Source organism: Methylocystis sp. NC52PC (genome assembly GCF_055698645.1).
Map to the genome: position 1 here is coordinate 2,631,832 of NZ_CP170127.1, position 16,592 is coordinate 2,648,423.

The 16,592-nt window shown below is 61.7% G+C and carries 23 protein-coding genes; 5 read left to right on the plus strand and 18 right to left on the minus strand.

The window, feature by feature from the left end; genetic code table 11:
- Window positions 1-82 precede the first annotated feature (82 nt).
- The 3 genes from nifK to nifH form a co-directional block, all read right to left on the minus strand.
- Window positions 83-1,642 carry a nitrogenase molybdenum-iron protein subunit beta gene (nifK, locus tag ACETII_RS14675; RefSeq protein WP_363347044.1) on the minus strand — a complete coding sequence of 520 codons (1,560 nt, stop codon included), beginning with the start codon at window positions 1,640-1,642 and terminating at the stop codon, window positions 83-85.
- A 69-nt stretch (window positions 1,643-1,711) separates the two neighbouring features.
- The gene (gene nifD / locus ACETII_RS14680; protein ID WP_363347046.1) at window positions 1,712-3,178 is read right to left on the minus strand and encodes a nitrogenase molybdenum-iron protein alpha chain; all 1,467 of its coding nucleotides are present in this window, start codon (window positions 3,176-3,178) and stop codon (window positions 1,712-1,714) included.
- A 63-nt stretch (window positions 3,179-3,241) separates the two neighbouring features.
- On the minus strand, window positions 3,242-4,123 hold the full coding sequence (nifH, locus tag ACETII_RS14685) for a nitrogenase iron protein (RefSeq protein ID WP_363347048.1): 882 nt from the start codon (window positions 4,121-4,123) through the stop codon (window positions 3,242-3,244).
- 303 nt (window positions 4,124-4,426) lie between these two features.
- Here nifH and ACETII_RS14690 point away from each other — a divergent pair, with 303 nt between their 5' ends.
- Complete coding sequence (locus tag ACETII_RS14690) at window positions 4,427-4,915, plus strand: response regulator (protein ID WP_472785993.1); 489 nt, start codon at window positions 4,427-4,429, stop codon at window positions 4,913-4,915.
- Between the two features lie 15 nt (window positions 4,916-4,930).
- Window positions 4,931-5,347 (plus strand): group III truncated hemoglobin, encoded by a 417-nt coding sequence (locus tag ACETII_RS14695; RefSeq protein WP_472785994.1) that lies wholly within the window; start codon window positions 4,931-4,933, stop codon window positions 5,345-5,347.
- Window positions 5,348-5,506: 159 nt separating this feature from the next.
- Here ACETII_RS14695 and ACETII_RS14700 read toward each other — a convergent pair whose 3' ends face one another.
- The 14 genes from ACETII_RS14700 to nifB are packed head-to-tail and all read right to left on the minus strand — an operon-like array spanning window position 5,507 to window position 13,040.
- Entirely contained in the window at window positions 5,507-5,839 is a 333-nt protein-coding gene (locus ACETII_RS14700) for a (2Fe-2S) ferredoxin domain-containing protein (protein ID WP_363347053.1), read from the minus strand.
- A gap of 9 nt (window positions 5,840-5,848) precedes the next feature.
- Window positions 5,849-6,733: an SIR2 family NAD-dependent protein deacylase gene (locus tag ACETII_RS14705; RefSeq protein WP_472785995.1), complete on the minus strand. Its 885-nt coding sequence runs from the start codon at window positions 6,731-6,733 to the stop codon at window positions 5,849-5,851.
- Window positions 6,734-6,778: 45 nt separating this feature from the next.
- Window positions 6,779-6,991, minus strand: coding sequence for a hypothetical protein (locus ACETII_RS14710; RefSeq protein WP_363347057.1), 213 nt, complete (start codon window positions 6,989-6,991; stop codon window positions 6,779-6,781).
- A 19-nt stretch (window positions 6,992-7,010) separates the two neighbouring features.
- Window positions 7,011-7,316 (minus strand): 2Fe-2S iron-sulfur cluster-binding protein, encoded by a 306-nt coding sequence (locus ACETII_RS14715; protein WP_363347059.1) that lies wholly within the window; start codon window positions 7,314-7,316, stop codon window positions 7,011-7,013.
- Window positions 7,317-7,351: 35 nt separating this feature from the next.
- Window positions 7,352-8,503, minus strand: coding sequence for a DegT/DnrJ/EryC1/StrS family aminotransferase (locus ACETII_RS14720; protein WP_472785996.1), 1,152 nt, complete (start codon window positions 8,501-8,503; stop codon window positions 7,352-7,354).
- Window positions 8,500-8,772 carry a hypothetical protein gene (locus ACETII_RS14725; RefSeq protein ID WP_363347063.1) on the minus strand — a complete coding sequence of 91 codons (273 nt, stop codon included), beginning with the start codon at window positions 8,770-8,772 and terminating at the stop codon, window positions 8,500-8,502. Before ACETII_RS14725 ends, ACETII_RS14720 begins: the two co-directional genes overlap by 4 nt.
- An 8-nt stretch (window positions 8,773-8,780) precedes the next feature.
- Window positions 8,781-8,978, minus strand: a complete 198-nt coding sequence (nifT, locus tag ACETII_RS14730) for a putative nitrogen fixation protein NifT (protein ID WP_472788173.1) — start codon at window positions 8,976-8,978, stop codon at window positions 8,781-8,783.
- Between the two features lie 42 nt (window positions 8,979-9,020).
- Window positions 9,021-9,254, minus strand: a complete 234-nt coding sequence (locus ACETII_RS14735; protein ID WP_363347065.1) for a nitrogen fixation protein NifZ — start codon at window positions 9,252-9,254, stop codon at window positions 9,021-9,023.
- Window positions 9,254-9,547, minus strand: coding sequence for a nitrogen fixation protein NifZ (locus tag ACETII_RS14740; protein WP_472785997.1), 294 nt, complete (start codon window positions 9,545-9,547; stop codon window positions 9,254-9,256). The genes ACETII_RS14735 and ACETII_RS14740 overlap by 1 nt, the downstream gene beginning before the upstream one ends.
- Window positions 9,544-10,344: a 4Fe4S-binding leucine-rich repeat protein gene (locus ACETII_RS14745; protein ID WP_472785998.1), complete on the minus strand. Its 801-nt coding sequence runs from the start codon at window positions 10,342-10,344 to the stop codon at window positions 9,544-9,546. Before ACETII_RS14745 ends, ACETII_RS14740 begins: the two co-directional genes overlap by 4 nt.
- The gene (locus ACETII_RS14750) at window positions 10,334-10,870 is read right to left on the minus strand and encodes a hypothetical protein (RefSeq protein ID WP_472785999.1); all 537 of its coding nucleotides are present in this window, start codon (window positions 10,868-10,870) and stop codon (window positions 10,334-10,336) included. Before ACETII_RS14750 ends, ACETII_RS14745 begins: the two co-directional genes overlap by 11 nt.
- An 11-nt stretch (window positions 10,871-10,881) precedes the next feature.
- Window positions 10,882-11,223 (minus strand): HesB/IscA family protein, encoded by a 342-nt coding sequence (locus tag ACETII_RS14755; protein ID WP_363347073.1) that lies wholly within the window; start codon window positions 11,221-11,223, stop codon window positions 10,882-10,884.
- Complete coding sequence (locus ACETII_RS14760) at window positions 11,224-11,448, minus strand: 4Fe-4S dicluster domain-containing protein (RefSeq protein WP_363347075.1); 225 nt, start codon at window positions 11,446-11,448, stop codon at window positions 11,224-11,226.
- 23 nt (window positions 11,449-11,471) lie between these two features.
- The gene (gene nifB, locus ACETII_RS14765) at window positions 11,472-13,040 is read right to left on the minus strand and encodes a nitrogenase cofactor biosynthesis protein NifB (protein WP_405044804.1); all 1,569 of its coding nucleotides are present in this window, start codon (window positions 13,038-13,040) and stop codon (window positions 11,472-11,474) included.
- Between the two features lie 453 nt (window positions 13,041-13,493).
- On the opposite strand from nifB, the gene nifA reads away from it, so the two are divergent.
- Complete coding sequence (nifA, locus tag ACETII_RS14770; RefSeq protein WP_363347077.1) at window positions 13,494-15,224, plus strand: nif-specific transcriptional activator NifA; 1,731 nt, start codon at window positions 13,494-13,496, stop codon at window positions 15,222-15,224.
- 82 nt (window positions 15,225-15,306) lie between these two features.
- Complete coding sequence (locus ACETII_RS14775; RefSeq protein ID WP_363347079.1) at window positions 15,307-15,528, plus strand: dodecin; 222 nt, start codon at window positions 15,307-15,309, stop codon at window positions 15,526-15,528.
- A gap of 63 nt (window positions 15,529-15,591) precedes the next feature.
- Here ACETII_RS14775 and ACETII_RS14780 read toward each other — a convergent pair whose 3' ends face one another.
- Window positions 15,592-15,981 (minus strand): hypothetical protein, encoded by a 390-nt coding sequence (locus ACETII_RS14780; protein WP_363347081.1) that lies wholly within the window; start codon window positions 15,979-15,981, stop codon window positions 15,592-15,594.
- 226 nt (window positions 15,982-16,207) lie between these two features.
- Between ACETII_RS14780 and rplS the strand changes: the two genes are divergently transcribed.
- Window positions 16,208-16,591, plus strand: a complete 384-nt coding sequence (gene rplS / locus ACETII_RS14785) for a 50S ribosomal protein L19 (RefSeq protein ID WP_363347082.1) — start codon at window positions 16,208-16,210, stop codon at window positions 16,589-16,591.
- Window position 16,592: the final 1 nt, after the last annotated feature.

Sequence of the window (16,592 nt, forward strand, 5' to 3'; positions counted from 1 at the left end):
CAAGCCTCCTGCCGCTTTTCGCGCGTTCATCGCGCAACTATGCATTCGCCGGGCCACGATGGCCCGGCGAGCGCTTTGTCGTTTAGCGAATGATGTCGAAGGAGTAGTCCGACTTCGCCACGACATTCGTGTTGCGATCGATATCCTCGAAGATCGCGTCCAGGATCCAGACCAGCACATTCATCGAGCCCTGATAGCCCCACACCGGATAGCGATGCTTGTGGTGGCGATCGAAGATCGGGAAGCCGATGCGGATGAGCGGCGTGCCCGTGTCGCGGTCGAGATACTTCCCATAGGTGTTGCCGATGAGATAGTCGACCGGCTCCGTGAAGAGCAGCGAGCGCATATGCCACAGATCCTTGCCAGGATAGACCTTGCAGCCCTTGCCGAAGGGCGAGGAGTCGAGCAGCTTTTGCACCTTTTCCGCCCAGCCCTTGCCGCCGTTGGTGGCGAGGATGTGGACCGGCTCGGCGCCGAGCTCGAGCAGGAAGGCCGCGAGGCCGTAGCAGAGGTCCGGATCGCCGTAGATCGCGAACTTCTTGCCATGGATATGGGCGGACGAGTCGGCGATCGCGTCGACGAGACGGCCGCGCTCCTTGGTGAGCTCCTCGGAGATCGGCTTGCCGGTGAGGCGCGAGATCTCCATGAGGAACTTGTCGGTCGCCGCGACGCCAACCGGGTGGTTGAGGGCGACGGTTTCCTGGCCCTTGGTGGCGATATAGGGCAGGGTCTTCTCGGTGCAGAACTCCTGCATCGAGATGGTCGCCTTGGCGTTCAGCGCCGCCGCGACGTCCTCGAGCTTGGTGCCGCCGTCATACATGCGGAATTCGCCGTCGGTCGGCGTGTCCCACACGTCGCTGTTGTCGCCGATGATGGTGTATTCCACGCCCATCGACTCGAAGATGCGCTTGATCTCGCGGAGATTGCCGACGGTGTAGCCGTCGAAACCGCCCAGGAAGTTGATGCTGTTGTTGGGCGTGCGCTCGAGCTTGGGCGCCGTGCCCGCCTTGCCGTCCCAGAAGTGCTCCAGCACGCCCTTCATGACATTGTCGTAGCCGGTGATGTGGCTGCCGACGAAGGCCGGGGTATGCGCGAAGGGAACGTCGAACTCCTGCGGAACCGAGCCCTTCTCCTTTGACGTCTTGATGAAGGCGTTGAGATCGTCGCCGATGACTTCCGCCATGCACGTCGTGGAGACCGCGATCATCTTCGGCTTGTACATGTTGTACGTGTTCGCGAGGCCATCGATCATGTTGTTCAGGCCGCCGAACACCGCCGCGTCTTCGGTCATCGAGGAGGAGACGCAGGACGTCGGCTCCTTGAAGTGACGGGAGAAGTGCGAACGATAATAAGCGACGCAGCCCTGCGACCCATGCACGAAGGGGATCGTGCTTTCGAAGCCGACGGCCGCAAAAACGGCGCCCAGCGGCTGACAGGCCTTGGCCGGGTTGACGGTCAGAGCTTCGCGGGCGAAGTTCTTTTCCTTATACTCTTCCGTCTTGGTCCATTCACGGATCTGCTCGAGCTGATCCGCCGGAACCTTGTTTTCGAAGTTGTTCTGTTTGTTCTCGAACATCTCCTTGTATTCCGGCTGGCGGAACAGATTAAAGTGGTCGAGAACGTTGTCAGCATTCTGTGGCATGGCTATTCCTCATGTTTCCGCTAGCCGGTCTCGCCTCGGGGGAGGAGGCGAGACCTGTTTGTTGCGGGATCAGGCCGCCCAGGGGGCCTTGGCCATCTTCCAGACCGGCGCATTGATCGCCATGTCCATGTCGCGCGCGAAGATCGCGAAGCCGTCGTAGCCGTGATAGGGGCCTGAATAGTCCCAGCTGTGCATCTGACGGAAGGGCACGCCCATCTTCTGGAAGACGTACTTTTCCTTGATGCCGGAGCCGACGAGATCCGGCTGGATTTTCTCGACGAACTTCTCGAACTCATAGCCCGTGACGTCGTCGTAGATCAGCGTGCCGTCCTTCACATAATGGGTCGTGCGCTGATAGTCGTCGTTGTGCGCGAACTCATAGCCCGTGCCGACGACTTCCATGCCGAGGTCTTCGTAGGCGCCGATGACGTGGCGCGGACGCAGGCCGCCGACATAGAGCATGACCTTCTTGCCTTCGAGGCGCGGACGGTATTTCGCGATAACGGCGTCCATCAGCGGACGATATTTCGCGATAACGCGCTCGGCGCCTTCCTTGATCTTGTCGTCGAAGTGCGAGGCGATCTTGCGCAGCGACTCTTCGATCTTGGACGGGCCGAAGAAGTTGTACTCACACCACGGAATGCCGTATTTTTCTTCCATGTGGCGGGAGATGTAGTTCATCGAACGGTAGCAGTGCAGAACGTTGAGCTTCGCCTTCGGCGTGGCCTCGAGCTCCGCGATGGTGCCGTCGCCCGACCACTGCGCCACGACGCGCAGGCCCATCTCTTCGAGCAGAATGCGCGAAGACCAGGCGTCGCCGCCGATGTTGTAGTCGCCGATGATCGCGACGTCATAAGGCGTCGACTCGAAGCGAGCCGGCTTGCCTTCGGACTTGTCGAAGACCCAGTCCCGGATCGCGTCGTTGGCGATATGATGGCCAAGCGACTGCGACACGCCGCGGAAGCCTTCGCAGCGAACCGGAACGATGGTCTTGCCTTCGTATTCCTTCGACTTCGCCTTCGAGACGGCCTCGATGTCGTCGCCGATGAGGCCGATCGGGCATTCGGACTGAACGGAGATGCCCTTGTTCAGCGGGAACAGCACCTGGATTTCGTCGATGATCGCGGCGAGCTTCTTGTCGCCGCCGAACACGATGTCCTTCTCCTGGAAGTCGGAGGTGAACTGCATCGTGCCGAAGGTGTCGATGCCGGTCGTGCCGATATAATAATTGCGGCGCGACGCCCAGGAATACTGGCCGCAACCGACGGGGCCGTGCGAGATGTGGATCATGTCCTTGATCGGACCCCACACCACGCCCTTCGAGCCGGCGTAAGCGCAACCACGAATGGTCATAACGCCGGGAATGGACTTGATGTTCGACTTGACGCCGCAATCCGGCTTACCGTCTTCGAACGTGCCGAGGTGCTTGGCGCGACGCTTGGCGGTCTTCTCCGGATAGGCCTTCAGGACTTCCTGAACGAGTTCCTTATTGCGGGCCTTGATGTCTTCGATGGATTCAGCTTGCGCCACACTCATGACGGAGGCCTTTCATGATCTCGGGGTAGGCCCGGCCCTCTAAAGGGCCGGGCGGTTGTCGTATTAGGCGACGTTGAGCTCCGCGGCGGTCTTGCCGACCTGGGTCTCGTCGACCTGAGCCATGACGCCATGCTCCATGAGAAGGTCTTCGAGCTCGTCCATCGTGATCGGGGTCGGGATGATGCCGTTGCCCTTGTTTCCGTGGACCTTCGTCGCAAGGGTGCGATACTCGCCAGCCTGCTTGGAGTCGGGAGCGTATTCGATGACCGTCATGCGGCGCAGCTCGGCGTGCTGGACGATGTTGTCGCGCGGCACGAAGTGGATCAGCTCGCAGCCGAGCTTCTTCGCGAGCGATTGCGCGAGCTCCAGCTCCTTGTCGGTCTTGCGCTCGTTGCAGACGAGCCCGCCCAGGCGCACGCCGCCGGAGTTGGCGTATTTCAAAATGCCCTTGGAGATGTTGTTGGCCGCATACATGGCCATCATCTCGCCGGACATGACGATGTAAATTTCCTGCGCCTTGTTCTCGCGGATCGGCATCGCGAAGCCGCCGCACACCACGTCGCCGAGAACGTCGTAGGAGACGTAATCGACGCCTTCATAAGCGCCGTTCTCTTCGAGGAAGTTGATCGAGGTGATGACGCCGCGACCGGCGCAGCCCACGCCCGGCTCCGGACCGCCGGATTCGACGCAGCGGATGTCCTGGAAGCCGACCTTCATCACGTCTTCGATTTCGAGGTCCTCGACCGAGCCGGCTTCAGCCGCCAGCGACAGGATGGTGTCCTGCGCCTTGGCGTGAAGGATCAGGCGGGTCGAGTCGGCCTTGGGGTCGCAGCCGACGATGAGGATCTTCTGTCCCATCTCGGCGAGCGCCGCGAGGGTATTCTGGGAGGTCGTCGATTTACCGATGCCACCCTTGCCGTAGAAAGCGATCTGTCGAAGCGACATTGCATTCTCCTGTTGGACCGTTAGCATGATCGGCGCGCGCCACACGCAGGCCGAGATTTACTCACTTTGCGACCAGGCGCCGGCGACCGGACGTTTCCCCATGATCATCTGGGACGGCAGCCAAAAGCCTTGCGAGCCCTGTTGCGCAAGGGGCGTGCCAAAGATCAAAAAACGTTGAAGAGCCCTTAAAATCATATAATTGGCGCAGACCCGGAGGTCGGGTGAACACGTGTGTCAAACCCGACAGTCATGTTCGCAAGCGAACTCATCCGGCGACGGCGCAGCCTCGGGAAGAGAGACGGCATGTCGATTGCTTTCGAAATGGGCAACGATCTACCGGAGAAGAGGTGGGATATGCAGATCGGCGTTGAGATGTCGAAGGCGCTGGAGAACAAGCGCGTGTTCATTGTCGATGACAATGAGATCATTCGCGCAGCGCTGCAGTTCATGTTGCACGACGAATTTGAAGCGCATGAAGTGGCGAGCGTCGCTGTTGCCTTCGAAAAGGCCAAGACGCAGCCGCCGGACCTTTTGTTTCTCGCCGAAAGCCTGGTGAAGTCGGAAGGCGTGGAGCTCTTGCAGAAGATCCGCACGGAGATGCCGCAGGCAAAAATTCTCGTCGTCGTAGAGGCGGGCGCGAACGCCTTCGGGAAGGAATGCGTATCGGCCGGCGCGCATGGATTCTTGGCCAAACCGCTCAAAATCGAGTTCGTGCGTCAGAAAGCCGACGCGATGCTTGGTCGCAGTACGGGCGGCGTGACAATTCCGCTGACTGTGCTCAATGTGCGGTAGTGAGAGGAGGCGATAATGGAAGCGGCAGTCAAGGAAGCGGCGGCGGACGACGCGGCGGAGGCGGCGATCCGCGCCTGCGTGAAGCGTTTCTATGAGAAGGGCGGGGCGGACAGCCTTCTCGGGCCAATCTTTGAGAAATCCATTTCAGAACTGGAGCCGCATCTCGACATCGTCGCGAATTTCTGGTCGCACGCTCTGCTGGGGACGACGCGCTATCAGGGGACGCCCTTCGGCGTTCATGTCAATCTGCCGATCGAGCCCCAACATTTTGCGCGCTGGCTCGCGCTGTTTACCGAAACCGCGAAAGAGACGATGCCGGAGCCGCTCGCTTCAGCGGCTGTCGCACGGGCCGAACATATGACCCAGTGTTTCCAGTCGGGGCTGTTTCCGTTCAAGGACTCGCAAGGGCGCCCCTCAAAAGCGCCAGCTTGAGCGCGCTGGCGCGCGCGCCTCAGGATGAGCCAGTCATCGCGCCAGATAGAGGCTTGCCCGTCACGTTTTATTGCCGCTCTTAAAAAACGCCCCTCATGCAGGGAAGCCGCCGAAAGGGCGTCTCGAAGCACGAGGGGCTTTGTATCGAGCTTTGGAGGCTCAGAGCTGCGGAACGATTATGAGGCGCTCGACCGGATTGCCGTCGATGAAGTGCGACTGGAAGATTTCATCGATGTCAGCTTCCGTGCGGGGGGTATACCAGACGCCCTGCGGATAAACGACCATCAGCGGCCCCGCGCGACAGAAACCAAGGCAGCCCGTCGCCGTCACGGCGACATCGGGGTTCGGCTGTGCGTTGAGCTTCGCCTGCAGCCGATCCCAGAGCGGCTTGGCGCCGGAGGTCATGCAGCTCCCGCGCGGATGTCCGGGCGGGCGTTGCTGAAAGCATGTGAAGACGTGATATTTGAAGACGGTGGGAAGATCCTCGAGCATTCTTATCCTTTAAGCCGCTGCGGCCGCGAGATCGGACTGGGTCAGCGTCGTGACGAAATCCGCGAGATTAGCGTCGATGCGCGTGATGTTCTGTTCGCGCAGGAACTTCTCTTCGTTGCGCGTGAGTGCGCCCTCGATGACCGCCCAGTGCTTGTCTGAGGAACGCTTCATGATCTGGCGTGCGAAACTGCGTTCGAGTTGGTTGGCGAACCGGCAGCCGAGGAAGAGGAAGCTGCGGCCTTTACGGATCGTCTGAACGAGATCCGGGATCGGCGTCTGGATGTCTATCTCTGTGAGCACTTCGACATAGTCGGAGTCGGACACGATAAAGTTAGAGGCGGGCTTGGCGGAGCCGAGCGGCTCATAGACGAGTGTGCGCCATTTGAGCGCCTCTTCGGGCGCCTCGGCCGGCGCCTTGGCCCCGGAGCCGTCACGGATGAAGTCCTTCGTTGGCGCGACGGAGCCGTCGGGGCGATACCAGTTGACCCAATCGCCAAAATGTTCGCTTTGCGTCACGCCCTGGACAAGGCCCCAGCCGCTGCGTCCAGCGAAGGCCTTCAGCACGAGATCGTCGTACCAGGCATGCACGAGCAAGGGCATTTTGTCCTGCGCCGCAAGCCAGGCATGAAAAAGGCTTGGGTCCGGAGAGGCGGAAAAGGCCTTCGCCATGAGGCAGGTCAGCGTTTTCCGGTGTTTGAAATTCTCGATATATTGCGCGGCCGCGGTGAGGTTGTTGCGAATTTTGTGCGGCACGGTCGCGCCGGCGACGAGCTCGGCGACGAGTTTTTCGGGAAGCGACGGCGGCGCCGCTTCCCCGGCGAGGCCGGTAACGCCCGGCCCGAGATAAGGTATGACGTCGCCTTGACGAAAGGCCGCTGCAATTTCACCGATCATGTTGTTCAATCCTTTTGCCAGGCGAAGGCGTCACTGACGGAGCGCTTACTGAAGAACAGCCGCCTTCAGCGCCGCGACTTCGTCCGGTGAAATCCGAAAGACGCCGCGGCCGCCGGTCAGCGCCTGAAAGGCGTTGCCGGCCTTCTCGGAGAGCTTGGTGAACCACTGCTGAGGCGTCAGGCTCGTGGGGCGCTCCGCAATCTCCAACACCGAGCCGTCGTTATTGAAGCGAACATGGATGAGGATTTTGTCGGTCATCTTTGTCTCCTTTGTCGATTTAAAAGCCGGAATCGAAGCCCAGCAATTCCACGGTTACATTTTCGGCGCCGAGCAGGGCCTGGCAGGCAAGCCGCGACTTGGATCCGACGCCGACGATCGTGTCGAGCTTCTCATTTTCTACGCGAGTCGTTTTCGAAAGGCTCTTCTTGCCCTCCGTGACGAAGACATGGCATTGACCACATTTGGCCTCGCCGCCACATTTGCTGATGATCTTCTCGCCAGCAGCCAGAATGGCGTCGAGCAGGCGGCTCCCGGTCGCCGCCTCCACTGTCTTGCCTGAAGGGAGAATCGTAACAGTCGGCATGAGTTGCTCCTTGCGTTTTGAGACGGCGAAGGCCGTCAAAGGTAGATGGCCGTGCCCGCGCCGACGTTGATCGACGCGTCCTTCATCGTTCCGACGACGAAGGCGACCTGCTCTTCGGTCAGATGGGCGTGGAAAGGCAGAGCGACGGCGCGCTCGGCGACCTTCTCGGTGACGAAGAGATCGCCGCGTCGATAGCCGAGATCAATGTAATATCGCTGGAGATGCAGCGGCTGCGCATAGGCGCAAGCCTCGATTTTCTCCTGGCGCAGATCCTCGACGATGGCGTCCCGGCTCGATCGCGTGAAGCGCGTGCCGAGATGCACGACGTAAAGGAACCAGTGACACTGCTCGACTTCGGGAGCGATATACGGGTCCTTGATGCCCTCGAAGGAGCGGACATATTCCAGGAACCAGCGTTCGACCCGCTTGCGGCGCGCAAGCAGAAGTTCGACTCGGCGCAGCTGCGCGAGGCCGAGCGCCGCCGCCATGTCGCTCAGGCCCGCTTGCAGGGCCGGCCAGGCGCCGAGCACGACGGAGGAACGCTCCTCTATTCGGCGACTGCGCAAGCGACGCAGCATGGTCGCCGTCTCGTCATTGTCCGTGACGATCATCGCGCCTTCGCCGCAGATCAAGCCGCCAGGCTGCGAAAAGTCGAAGAGCGAACAATCGCCGAACGAGCCCACGAGCTTGCCCTGATACACGGAACCGATCGCTTCCGTGGAGTCTTCGATCAGGGCGACATTGGCGTCCGTCGCAAGCGCGCGCAACGGACCCCACGGGGCAGGGTGTCCGTTGGTGTTGGAGGCGACGATGGCGCGCGTCTTCTCCGTGATGGCCTTTTTGGCCTTTTCCGGATCGAGCGTGCCGGCCCAGTAATCAATGTCCCCAAAAACCGGACGCGCGCCGGAAAGCGCGATGGCTTGCGTCGCTTCCCGGAAGGAGTAGGCGGACGTGATCACTTCGTCGCCCGGGCCGACGCCGAGCGCGCGCAAGATCAACAGCAGGCCGATCGTGCCGCTGGCGACGGCGACGGCATGCTTGCGACCGAGGTAGCGCGCGAATTCTTCCTCGAAGGCGAGCACCGTATCGCCCATGGAAATGCGCGGCGACTGGAGAATCTCGAGCACCGCCTCGAGATCGCTTTGCGTCAGGTCCGGATCATTCAACGGCAGAAGCGTGGTCTTCATGCAGCGCCTCCATTCGGGGCCAGCGCCATTCCGGTCGCGCAGCCCGGATCCTGAGTGATTTTCCAGCAGTGGTCGCGCCCGTCGATGAGATAGAGCGAGACCTTCTCGTAGATGCGGAACGGCGTCTCGTCGCGCATGTCGATTGCGTCGCAGCGCGTGACGGCGAGCCCCGGCGCAAGTTGTCGGAGGGCGACGAGCGTTTGCGGGTCGGCCTGCGCCGTCGCCAGCGCTGCGTCAATCTGCGAGACTTGCGCGGGAGCAATCGTCATGTTTCGCCTCACCCGATCTTCTTGGCTTCTACAGTGATTGGCAGCGACGTGCCCTCGGCCATCTCCGGAAGCTGCAGCTTCCAGCCATTGGCGAGCGTCACCGAGCCGCCCCACATTTCCGGCGTTTCGACTTCGACGATCGGTTCTTCCAGATCCTTCTTGGGGACATAGGCCGAGAGGACACCTTCGGAATCTCTGCGGATCATGACTTTCACGTTGCGCCTCTTTCTTTGGCCGGTTGTGAACGATCAGACGGGCTCGATCTCGTCTTCGAGGCAACCCACGACGAGCTGCGGCGCGAATTCGACGAGATAGACCGGCGTTTCTGATTCAACATGCATGCCGACGTTGACGATCTCGCCCGTATCGCCCGTCTTGACCAGAAGCTCGTCCGCCGCGCGATCGGGGTAGGACCCGTCGTTGACGAGGTCAGTGATCGCCCGCACGCGCAGGCCCCAGTCGAATTTTGCGGGTCCGCTCATTATTCATCCTCCTCGCCAGCGAGTTCGATGGGCTCCAGCTCCTTGCGCTTCATGCCGACGCGGTGTCCGGTGCTTTCGAACTCCACGCCGTAAATGTAAAACTGCTGGAGAAACGTGCCGATGTTGACGACATAGCCGACCTCGCCCTTGGTCACGAGGATTTCGCCGATGTCCTTGCCGGGGAAGGTGCCGTCGTTGCGGATCGTGCGACGCGCGCGCACCTTGTCGCCGTAGTCGAAATAGGGCGGTCCATCGAGTTCGACGTGGTCGCTGTCTCGGCTGATGTTGGTCATGGATCGCTCCGTCTCTGTGCGACGATGACGTTCGTTGACGCCTGGGCGCCGGCTGCGGCGAGCCTTTCACTGGCGCATTCGCGCACCAATGGATCTTCGTCATTGGCGAGCGGGGAGATAACCGAAATGTCGGCGCGCTGCGCGACTTCGTAGCGAATGCGCCAATCGGTATCCTTCGCCAGCGCCTTCAGATCGTCGGGCTCCATCCGCTTGGCGGCTTCGAGGCGAACCACGGGGTCGGGGTCCTTAGCGAGACGCATCAGCGCCGCCTGCTCGATGCGGCTCGCCACGACGCGGCGGACGCTCGCGTCGGCGTCATTGATCATCAGCACCAGCAAGTCTGGCGGCAAACGCTTGGCGACCGCTTGTCGGACAGCGTAATCCTCATCAGTCATCATGGGCAGGAGGTCCGTGCCCTCCAGTCTTCCCGCGATGCGGATGCGCACTTCGCGATGCGGATCGCTGCGCAGCTTCAAAATGTAACGTCGCGGCAGCCGACGGGCGGCGCTCCAGCGCACGGCTTCTTCCGGATCGTCGAGCATGGCCGGCAGCAGAAAGATCTCCGCAGCCTTGGCCGCGCAGGCGCGAACCTCGAAATAGGGATGCGCCACATAAATGCGCGCGAGGTCTGGGTTCCAGTCGAAGAAGCGGTCGATGCGCCGGGCGTAACGATCATGCACGCAGGCCCGCAGCGGCTTGCAGCGTCCCTCCGCGAGGCGGTCTCTATGCGCGCACGGCGCGCAATCAACTGCGACCCCCTGCCAGTCGATGGCTTCGTCGATGTCGTCAGTCGACATCTTCGAGTCCTCGACGTTCCAAAACCTCCAGGAGCACTTTTGCGCCGACTTTGTCGGCGGGGTCGAGCTCCAGCAGCTTGTTAATCGCGGCGGCGCTTTCGTCCAGGTCGCCGAGCCGCATGCTCAGATAAGCGTAGCCCTTCAACGAAAACATGAAAAAGCGGGGTCCGACCGCGTCGTAGTCGCCGAAGGCGGCGTCCTGCGGCGCGACGTCGCGCCAATTGAGCGGCAGGGAATTGTCAATGGCGGCGCGTGTGAGGCAGGTCTCCGCGACGCCGCGCGCCTCGGCGAGGCGCCCCTTGTAGAAATAGAAGCGATAAAGACCGATGAGCGTCGCTGGATGAGTCGGCGCGAGGAGACGCGCCTCCATCAGATATTTGAGCGCCAAGTCATCCTGGTCGTAAGACATGGCCGCGGCGCGCAGCAGGCGTTCGGCTTCCTCGGGTAGACCCTTGCCGAGTATGGCGGCGGCAGGGAAATCCTGCGTCGCCATTTCGACTGTCTGCATCGCCGCGTCACCAGTCATGTCAGGCTCTTTCAGGCTGTCTCCTCGAAAGCGGGGGCGTCGGTCGTCGAACAACCGCAGCTCTTTGCTTTCGGGTCGATGAAAACGAAGCCGGTCGACGTGGCCGTTTCCTTGAAGTCGATGGTCACGCCGTCAAGGAGCAGGCGGCTCTGCGCCGGCAGGAACAGCTTGAAGGCGCCATGCGCATAGACCTGCTCGCCGTCTTTTGGAGCCGGCTCGACGGAGAACTCCGCCGACATGCCGGAGCATCCACCCGGCGAGACGAGGAGACGAAGGCCGTAGCCCGGTCCGCCGTCGAATGTCACGAGGCGGCGGATGAACTTCTCGGCGGCGGGAGTAAATTCGATCTTCATTTAGGCGCTCGGCTGATAGCGAGGATAGGAGGTGTCGATGATGCAGGTATTGTCCACCGGGCAGACCGCGACGCATTGCGGCACGTCGAAATAGCCGATGCACTCCGTGCACTTCTTGGGATTGATGACGAAGGTGCCGTTCTTCTCCGAGATGGCGACGTTCGGGCACTCCGCCTCGCAGGCGGAGCACGACGTGCATTGAGAAGCGACGATCTTGTAGGTCATGGGTCAAGCTCCTTTGCTGGTTTTTACGCATTCACGGGGACGTAGGCGCCTTGACGGATGTCGGCGTCGCCGCGCGTGACATGGGTGATCTCCCCGCTCTTCACGCGGGCGAGATAATCCTTGAAGTAGGAAATGGCCGACTGCTCGATGAACTCATAGGCGTACTGATCGACGGGATCGATGCCGGCCTTGATGAGGTCGTCTTTCGGGCAATGGCCGATTTTCGCGACGAACACCGCGGTGCAGTCGTTGATGGCGCGAATGACCGTCTCGAGCGCGTCATCTTCGCCATAGCCGCCCTGACAATAGAGGTCGACGCGGCGATGGCCGACGAATTTCGCGCCGTCGCTGGAAAGTTCGTAGATCTGGAACTCCGTCGCATGGCCGAAATGCTCGTTGATCCGGCCGCTGCCCTTGGTGGCGACGGCGACCAAGATCTTGAGATCGGCGTTCTCGCCGGCAAGGCTCTCGAGCTCTGCGTTGCGCGCGGCGACTTTCGCCAGGCGCTCTTCCTCGACCTTCTCCTGATAGGCCTGTCGCGCGCTCAGATCGTAGTTGACTTCCATCTCCATGATCTTGTCGGTCGTGAATTCGGCGCTGCGGTCTTCGCCGAGCAATCCGACCGCGTCGGCGCGGCACTGACGGCAATGGCGCATCATGTTCATCTCGCCTTCGCAGCTATCCTGCAGGGCCTTCAGCTCCTGCGCGGACGGGCCGCGCTGGCCGTTGAGGCCGAAGACCGTGCCGTGTTCCGGCGACGAGATGAGCGGCATGATGTTGTGCAGGAAGGCGCCGCGCGACTTCACCTCTCGGTTCACGGTCACGAGGTGATCGTCGTTGACGCCCGGGATCATCACCGAGTTGACCTTGCAGAGGATGCCGTTGGCGGTCAGCATCTCCAGGCCCTGCAATTGGCGGTCGGTGAGGATCTTCGCCGCCTCCTTGCCCGTGACGCGCTTATGCTTCCAGAAGACCCAGGGGTAGATTTCGGCGCCGATATCGGGATCGGTCATGTTGATCGTGATCGTGACGTGATCGACGTTGAATTTCTTGATCGTCTCGACATGGTCGGGCAGGGCGAGACCATTGGTCGAGAGACACAGCTTGATGTCGGGCGCGGCTTCGGAAATCAGTTCGAAGGTCTTGAAGGTCTTGCCCGGGTTGGCGAGCGGGTCGCCGGGGCCGGCGATGCCGAGCACCGTCATCTGCGGAATGGCGGAAGCGACCGCGAGAACCTTCTTGGCGGCCTGTTCGGGCGTCAGCTTCTCGCTGACGACGCCGGGACGCGACTCATTGGCGCAATCATATTTGCGGTTGCAGTAGTTGCACTGAATGTTGCAGGCCGGCGCGACGGCGACATGCATGCGGGCGTAATGATGATGCGCTTCCTCGCTGTAGCAGGGATGGTTCTTGACCTTCTCCCAAATCTCGGCGGGCATGTCTCCGGCGCCGGCGCCGGAGCCGCAGCTCGCCTTGCCGCTGCCGCCGGAGGTTCCGCAGCCTTTGTGCTCGGCGATTTTTTGCATGATGTCGTCGAGCTGCGCCGGCGCGGGCTCGGAGTCATAGGCGTCGAAGGAGCGAGAGTCGTCCATTGCGTTAACCTCTCTGGCTTGTCGTTGGACCCCTGTGGGGGTGTCTGGAACAATTCCAATTTTTGCCGGCGGCGTTGGCGGGAGGTCCGCAACAAGCGTGCCATGCGTCAAAAACTTCCTTAGTGCATTGAAAAAGAAGTAAAAAATAGGCCTGTTGCGTGAGCCGGACGTCCTGTGGCGGCTTGTCGCAAAGACGTCGGAGCTGTGTCCGCAAGGCGACATTCACCCACGCGGTCTGAGTCCGACCCCGGTGGGAAAAAGGGGAACGCCCGGAAGGGGCGCCAGTGAATTCGGCGCCTGGGCAAAATTTGATCAATGCAGGGTCGGCAGCCCGAGCGCGGCGCTCGCGCCTTCTAGCCTAAATGCTCGTCTTTCTTCGCTTTTTGGAATGGTTTCGATCTGGCGCGACAATTGCAATGAAAACACAAAACAACGCCTGTATGAGGCTCCCAAATGGGTCTTCAAATCGGTGGCGCGTTGAGCGCCGCCCCACCGCGCGCGACGGTCTCAGGTGAAACCGCGCTAGTTGGCATCTACGAAATATCGAAACTGCTCGCTTCCCCCGCCCGCCTCGAGAACGTCCTCGCGGGCGTGCTCACCCTGCTGTCGAGCTTTCTCGACATGCGGCATGGGCTGATCGCGCTGCTCGACGTCAAGGGCGCGCCCGAGGTCGTCGTGGGCGCCGGCTGGAGCGAAGGGGCTGCGAAACTGTTCTTCGATCGCCTGCCCGAGCGCGCCGTCGGCCAGATCATCGCCACCAAAATGCCGATCATCGTCGAGGACGTCGCCGCCTCGCCCCTGTTCGAGGGCATGGATCTCTCGGGTTGGGGGACGGAGGACGGGCAGTCCTTTTCAATGATCGGCGTGCCGATCAAGGAGGGCGACACGGTTGTCGGCACGCTGACGGTCGATCGCGCCCGCTGCGATCGCTCCTCCGTGCTTTTCGACCATGACGTGCGCTTCCTGACCATGGTCGCCAATATGGTTGGTCAGACGTTGCGCCTGCACAAGCTCATCGCGCGCGACCGCGAGCGGCTCATGCAGGAAAGCGCCTGGCGCGAAAAGGCGGACCGCGCCATTCCCCCCGAGGTGAAAGCCGAAGGGCTGAAGGGCATCGTCGGCGACAGTCCGGCGGTGCGGGCGGTGATCGAGAAGATTCGTATCGTCGCCAAAGCGAAATCCACGGTGCTGCTGCGCGGCGAGTCCGGCACGGGCAAGGAGCTTTTTGCGGCGGCGATCCACGATCAGTCGCCGAGGCGCAACAAGCCCTTCATCAAGCTCAATTGCGCGGCGCTGCCGGAAAGCGTGCTCGAGTCCGAACTCTTCGGCCATGAGCGCGGCGCCTTCACGGGCGCGGCCACTCTCCGCAAAGGCCGTTTCGAATTGGCGGATGGCGGAACGCTCTTCCTAGACGAGATCGGCGAAATCACGCCGTCTTTCCAGGCCAAGCTTCTTCGCGTTCTGCAGGAAGGCGAGTTCGAGCGCGTCGGCGGCTCGCGCACGCTCAAAGTCGACGTGCGCCTCGTGTGCGCGACGAACCGCAATCTCGAAGAAGCGGTTCAGAAGGGCGAGTTCCGGGCGGATCTCTATTATCGCATCAGCGTCGTGCCGATCTTCCTGCCCCCGCTGCGGGATCGCAAGGGCGACCTCGAACAGCTCGCCAATGAGTTCCTGCGCCGATTCAACGACGAGCAGGGCGGCAAGCTGAGACTGTCCGAATCCGCAATGAGCGTGCTCAACGAATGTGGCTTTCCGGGCAATATTCGCGAGCTCGAGAACTGCATCTATCGCACAGCCACGCTGGCCCATGGCGATGTGATCGTCGACAAGGATTTCTCCTGCCGCAAGGACGGCTGCCTCTCGGCGATCCTGTGGAGCGGCTCCTCCTCGAAATGGCCGGCGGGCGTGACGCCGCTGCCGATCGTCGCGCCGCAGGCGGCGCGGGGCCCCATGCCGGCGCCCGCGGAGGCGCCGCCGGTCGCCCATGCGCCGGGCGACGCCTGCCCGGGAGCCGAGAACTGCACGGTCATCGAAAAGGACCCGCGCACCGACTATGAGAAACTCGTCGACGCGATGGAGCGCGCTGGCTGGGTGAAGGCGAAGGCGGCGCGTCTTCTCGGCTTGACTCCCCGCCAGATCGGCTATGCGCTGCAAAAGCACGGGATCGAGGTGAAGAAATTCTAGTCGCCCGGCCTGCCGAGTCCGTGATGACCAGAAGCGCCGCCGCGCTACATCTCAACGTGCATTGATGCAGTGGGAGCGGTTCATGGAAAATTCGGTTTACAAGGTTGTCGAACTCGTCGGCTCCTCGCCGGACAGCATCGAGGACGCCATCGGATCGGCGATTCAGCGCGCCGGACTGACCCTGCGCAATCTCCAATGGTTCGAGGTCGTCCAGGTTCGCGGACGCATCGACAAGGGGAATGTCGAGAAATATCAGGTGACGATAAAGGTCGGTTTCGCCCACGACATGGAAGGCGGCGGATAGCGGCTACGGACCCGAGCGTCGCTGGAGCCCGATGTTGGCCGGCTCCAGCGCTTCTTCGGGTCGTCAATGACCCCGGCTATGTCCGTCGCCGCCGCCCGCCGTAAATTTTGTCCAGAAGCGGGCGCCGGCTGCGAAGATGTCCTGCGTGTCCGAGATCACGCGTCGCGCGTCTTCGCTGGCCATCTCCATATGTTTGACTGTCCAGTTCTGAAACAGACTCGCGGTCTCGGTGAAGGACCTGGCCGAGGTCAGCCTGTTGGCGAAATCCGCAGCCATTGACGCTTCGTTTTGAAAGCGATCCAGCCATTGGCGGTTGGAGCTCTGCAGCCGGTCCCAGAACTGCGACTGGGCGTCGGCGAAATCCTCCAGACGCTGCCGGCCTTCGGCCATGAACTCGGAAGCCCTCGGCGTGGCGCCGCCGCGATCCGCTTGGCGCTCTTCCTGTTGAGACATGTCCCGCTCCTCTTCAGTCGAGTTGGCCAGCCGCCCCGGCAAGGCTATATAGGTCGTATTGTTCGCGACGGACTCCCCCGGCGCGCGTCTTTCTTTGCGCTGAAGCTCGCGGCGGACACTCGACAAAGCCCGCCAACTGCTGTATGGGGAGCGGCCTCAACTAAAACAGCGTTCCGAAACGCTCGTCGGCCGCAAGGCTACAGACGAAACGGCTGGAGTTACAATCATGAACATCATCGAGCAGCTCGAGGCCGAACAGGCCGCCAAGCTTATTGAAGGCAAGAATATCCCCGACTTCCGCCCGGGCGACACGGTCATCGTGAACGTGAAGGTGAAGGAAGGCGAGCGCACGCGCGTTCAGGCATATGAAGGCGTCGTGATCGCGCGCAACGGCGGCGGCCTCAACGAGAGCTTCACTGTTCGTAAGATTTCTTACGGCGAGGGCGTGGAGCGCGTCTTCCCGATCCATGGCCCGCTGATCGACTCGATCAAGGTCGTCCGTCGCGGCAAGGTGCGCCGCGCCAAGCTCTATTATCTGCGCGACCGCCGCGGCAAGTCCGCCCGCATCGCCGAGCGCGTCGACCACAAGGCCAAGGCCTCGAACGCGTAAT

Coding starts and splice junctions, on each gene's coding strand:
- nifK (WP_363347044.1), bottom strand. CDS start 1,642: ATGCCACAGAATGCTGACAACGTTCTCGACCACTTTAATCTGTTCCGC.
- nifD (WP_363347046.1), bottom strand. CDS start 3,178: ATGAGTGTGGCGCAAGCTGAATCCATCGAAGACATCAAGGCCCGCAAT.
- nifH (WP_363347048.1), bottom strand. CDS start 4,123: ATGTCGCTTCGACAGATCGCTTTCTACGGCAAGGGTGGCATCGGTAAA.
- ACETII_RS14690 (WP_472785993.1), top strand. CDS start 4,427: ATGTCGATTGCTTTCGAAATGGGCAACGATCTACCGGAGAAGAGGTGG.
- ACETII_RS14695 (WP_472785994.1), top strand. CDS start 4,931: ATGGAAGCGGCAGTCAAGGAAGCGGCGGCGGACGACGCGGCGGAGGCG.
- ACETII_RS14700 (WP_363347053.1), bottom strand. CDS start 5,839: ATGCTCGAGGATCTTCCCACCGTCTTCAAATATCACGTCTTCACATGC.
- ACETII_RS14705 (WP_472785995.1), bottom strand. CDS start 6,733: ATGATCGGTGAAATTGCAGCGGCCTTTCGTCAAGGCGACGTCATACCT.
- ACETII_RS14710 (WP_363347057.1), bottom strand. CDS start 6,991: ATGACCGACAAAATCCTCATCCATGTTCGCTTCAATAACGACGGCTCG.
- ACETII_RS14715 (WP_363347059.1), bottom strand. CDS start 7,316: ATGCCGACTGTTACGATTCTCCCTTCAGGCAAGACAGTGGAGGCGGCG.
- ACETII_RS14720 (WP_472785996.1), bottom strand. CDS start 8,503: ATGAAGACCACGCTTCTGCCGTTGAATGATCCGGACCTGACGCAAAGC.
- ACETII_RS14725 (WP_363347063.1), bottom strand. CDS start 8,772: ATGACGATTGCTCCCGCGCAAGTCTCGCAGATTGACGCAGCGCTGGCG.
- nifT (WP_472788173.1), bottom strand. CDS start 8,978: ATGATCCGCAGAGATTCCGAAGGTGTCCTCTCGGCCTATGTCCCCAAG.
- ACETII_RS14735 (WP_363347065.1), bottom strand. CDS start 9,254: ATGAGCGGACCCGCAAAATTCGACTGGGGCCTGCGCGTGCGGGCGATC.
- ACETII_RS14740 (WP_472785997.1), bottom strand. CDS start 9,547: ATGACCAACATCAGCCGAGACAGCGACCACGTCGAACTCGATGGACCG.
- ACETII_RS14745 (WP_472785998.1), bottom strand. CDS start 10,344: ATGTCGACTGACGACATCGACGAAGCCATCGACTGGCAGGGGGTCGCA.
- ACETII_RS14750 (WP_472785999.1), bottom strand. CDS start 10,870: ATGACTGGTGACGCGGCGATGCAGACAGTCGAAATGGCGACGCAGGAT.
- ACETII_RS14755 (WP_363347073.1), bottom strand. CDS start 11,223: ATGAAGATCGAATTTACTCCCGCCGCCGAGAAGTTCATCCGCCGCCTC.
- ACETII_RS14760 (WP_363347075.1), bottom strand. CDS start 11,448: ATGACCTACAAGATCGTCGCTTCTCAATGCACGTCGTGCTCCGCCTGC.
- nifB (WP_405044804.1), bottom strand. CDS start 13,040: ATGGACGACTCTCGCTCCTTCGACGCCTATGACTCCGAGCCCGCGCCG.
- nifA (WP_363347077.1), top strand. CDS start 13,494: ATGGGTCTTCAAATCGGTGGCGCGTTGAGCGCCGCCCCACCGCGCGCG.
- ACETII_RS14775 (WP_363347079.1), top strand. CDS start 15,307: ATGGAAAATTCGGTTTACAAGGTTGTCGAACTCGTCGGCTCCTCGCCG.
- ACETII_RS14780 (WP_363347081.1), bottom strand. CDS start 15,981: ATGTCTCAACAGGAAGAGCGCCAAGCGGATCGCGGCGGCGCCACGCCG.
- rplS (WP_363347082.1), top strand. CDS start 16,208: ATGAACATCATCGAGCAGCTCGAGGCCGAACAGGCCGCCAAGCTTATT.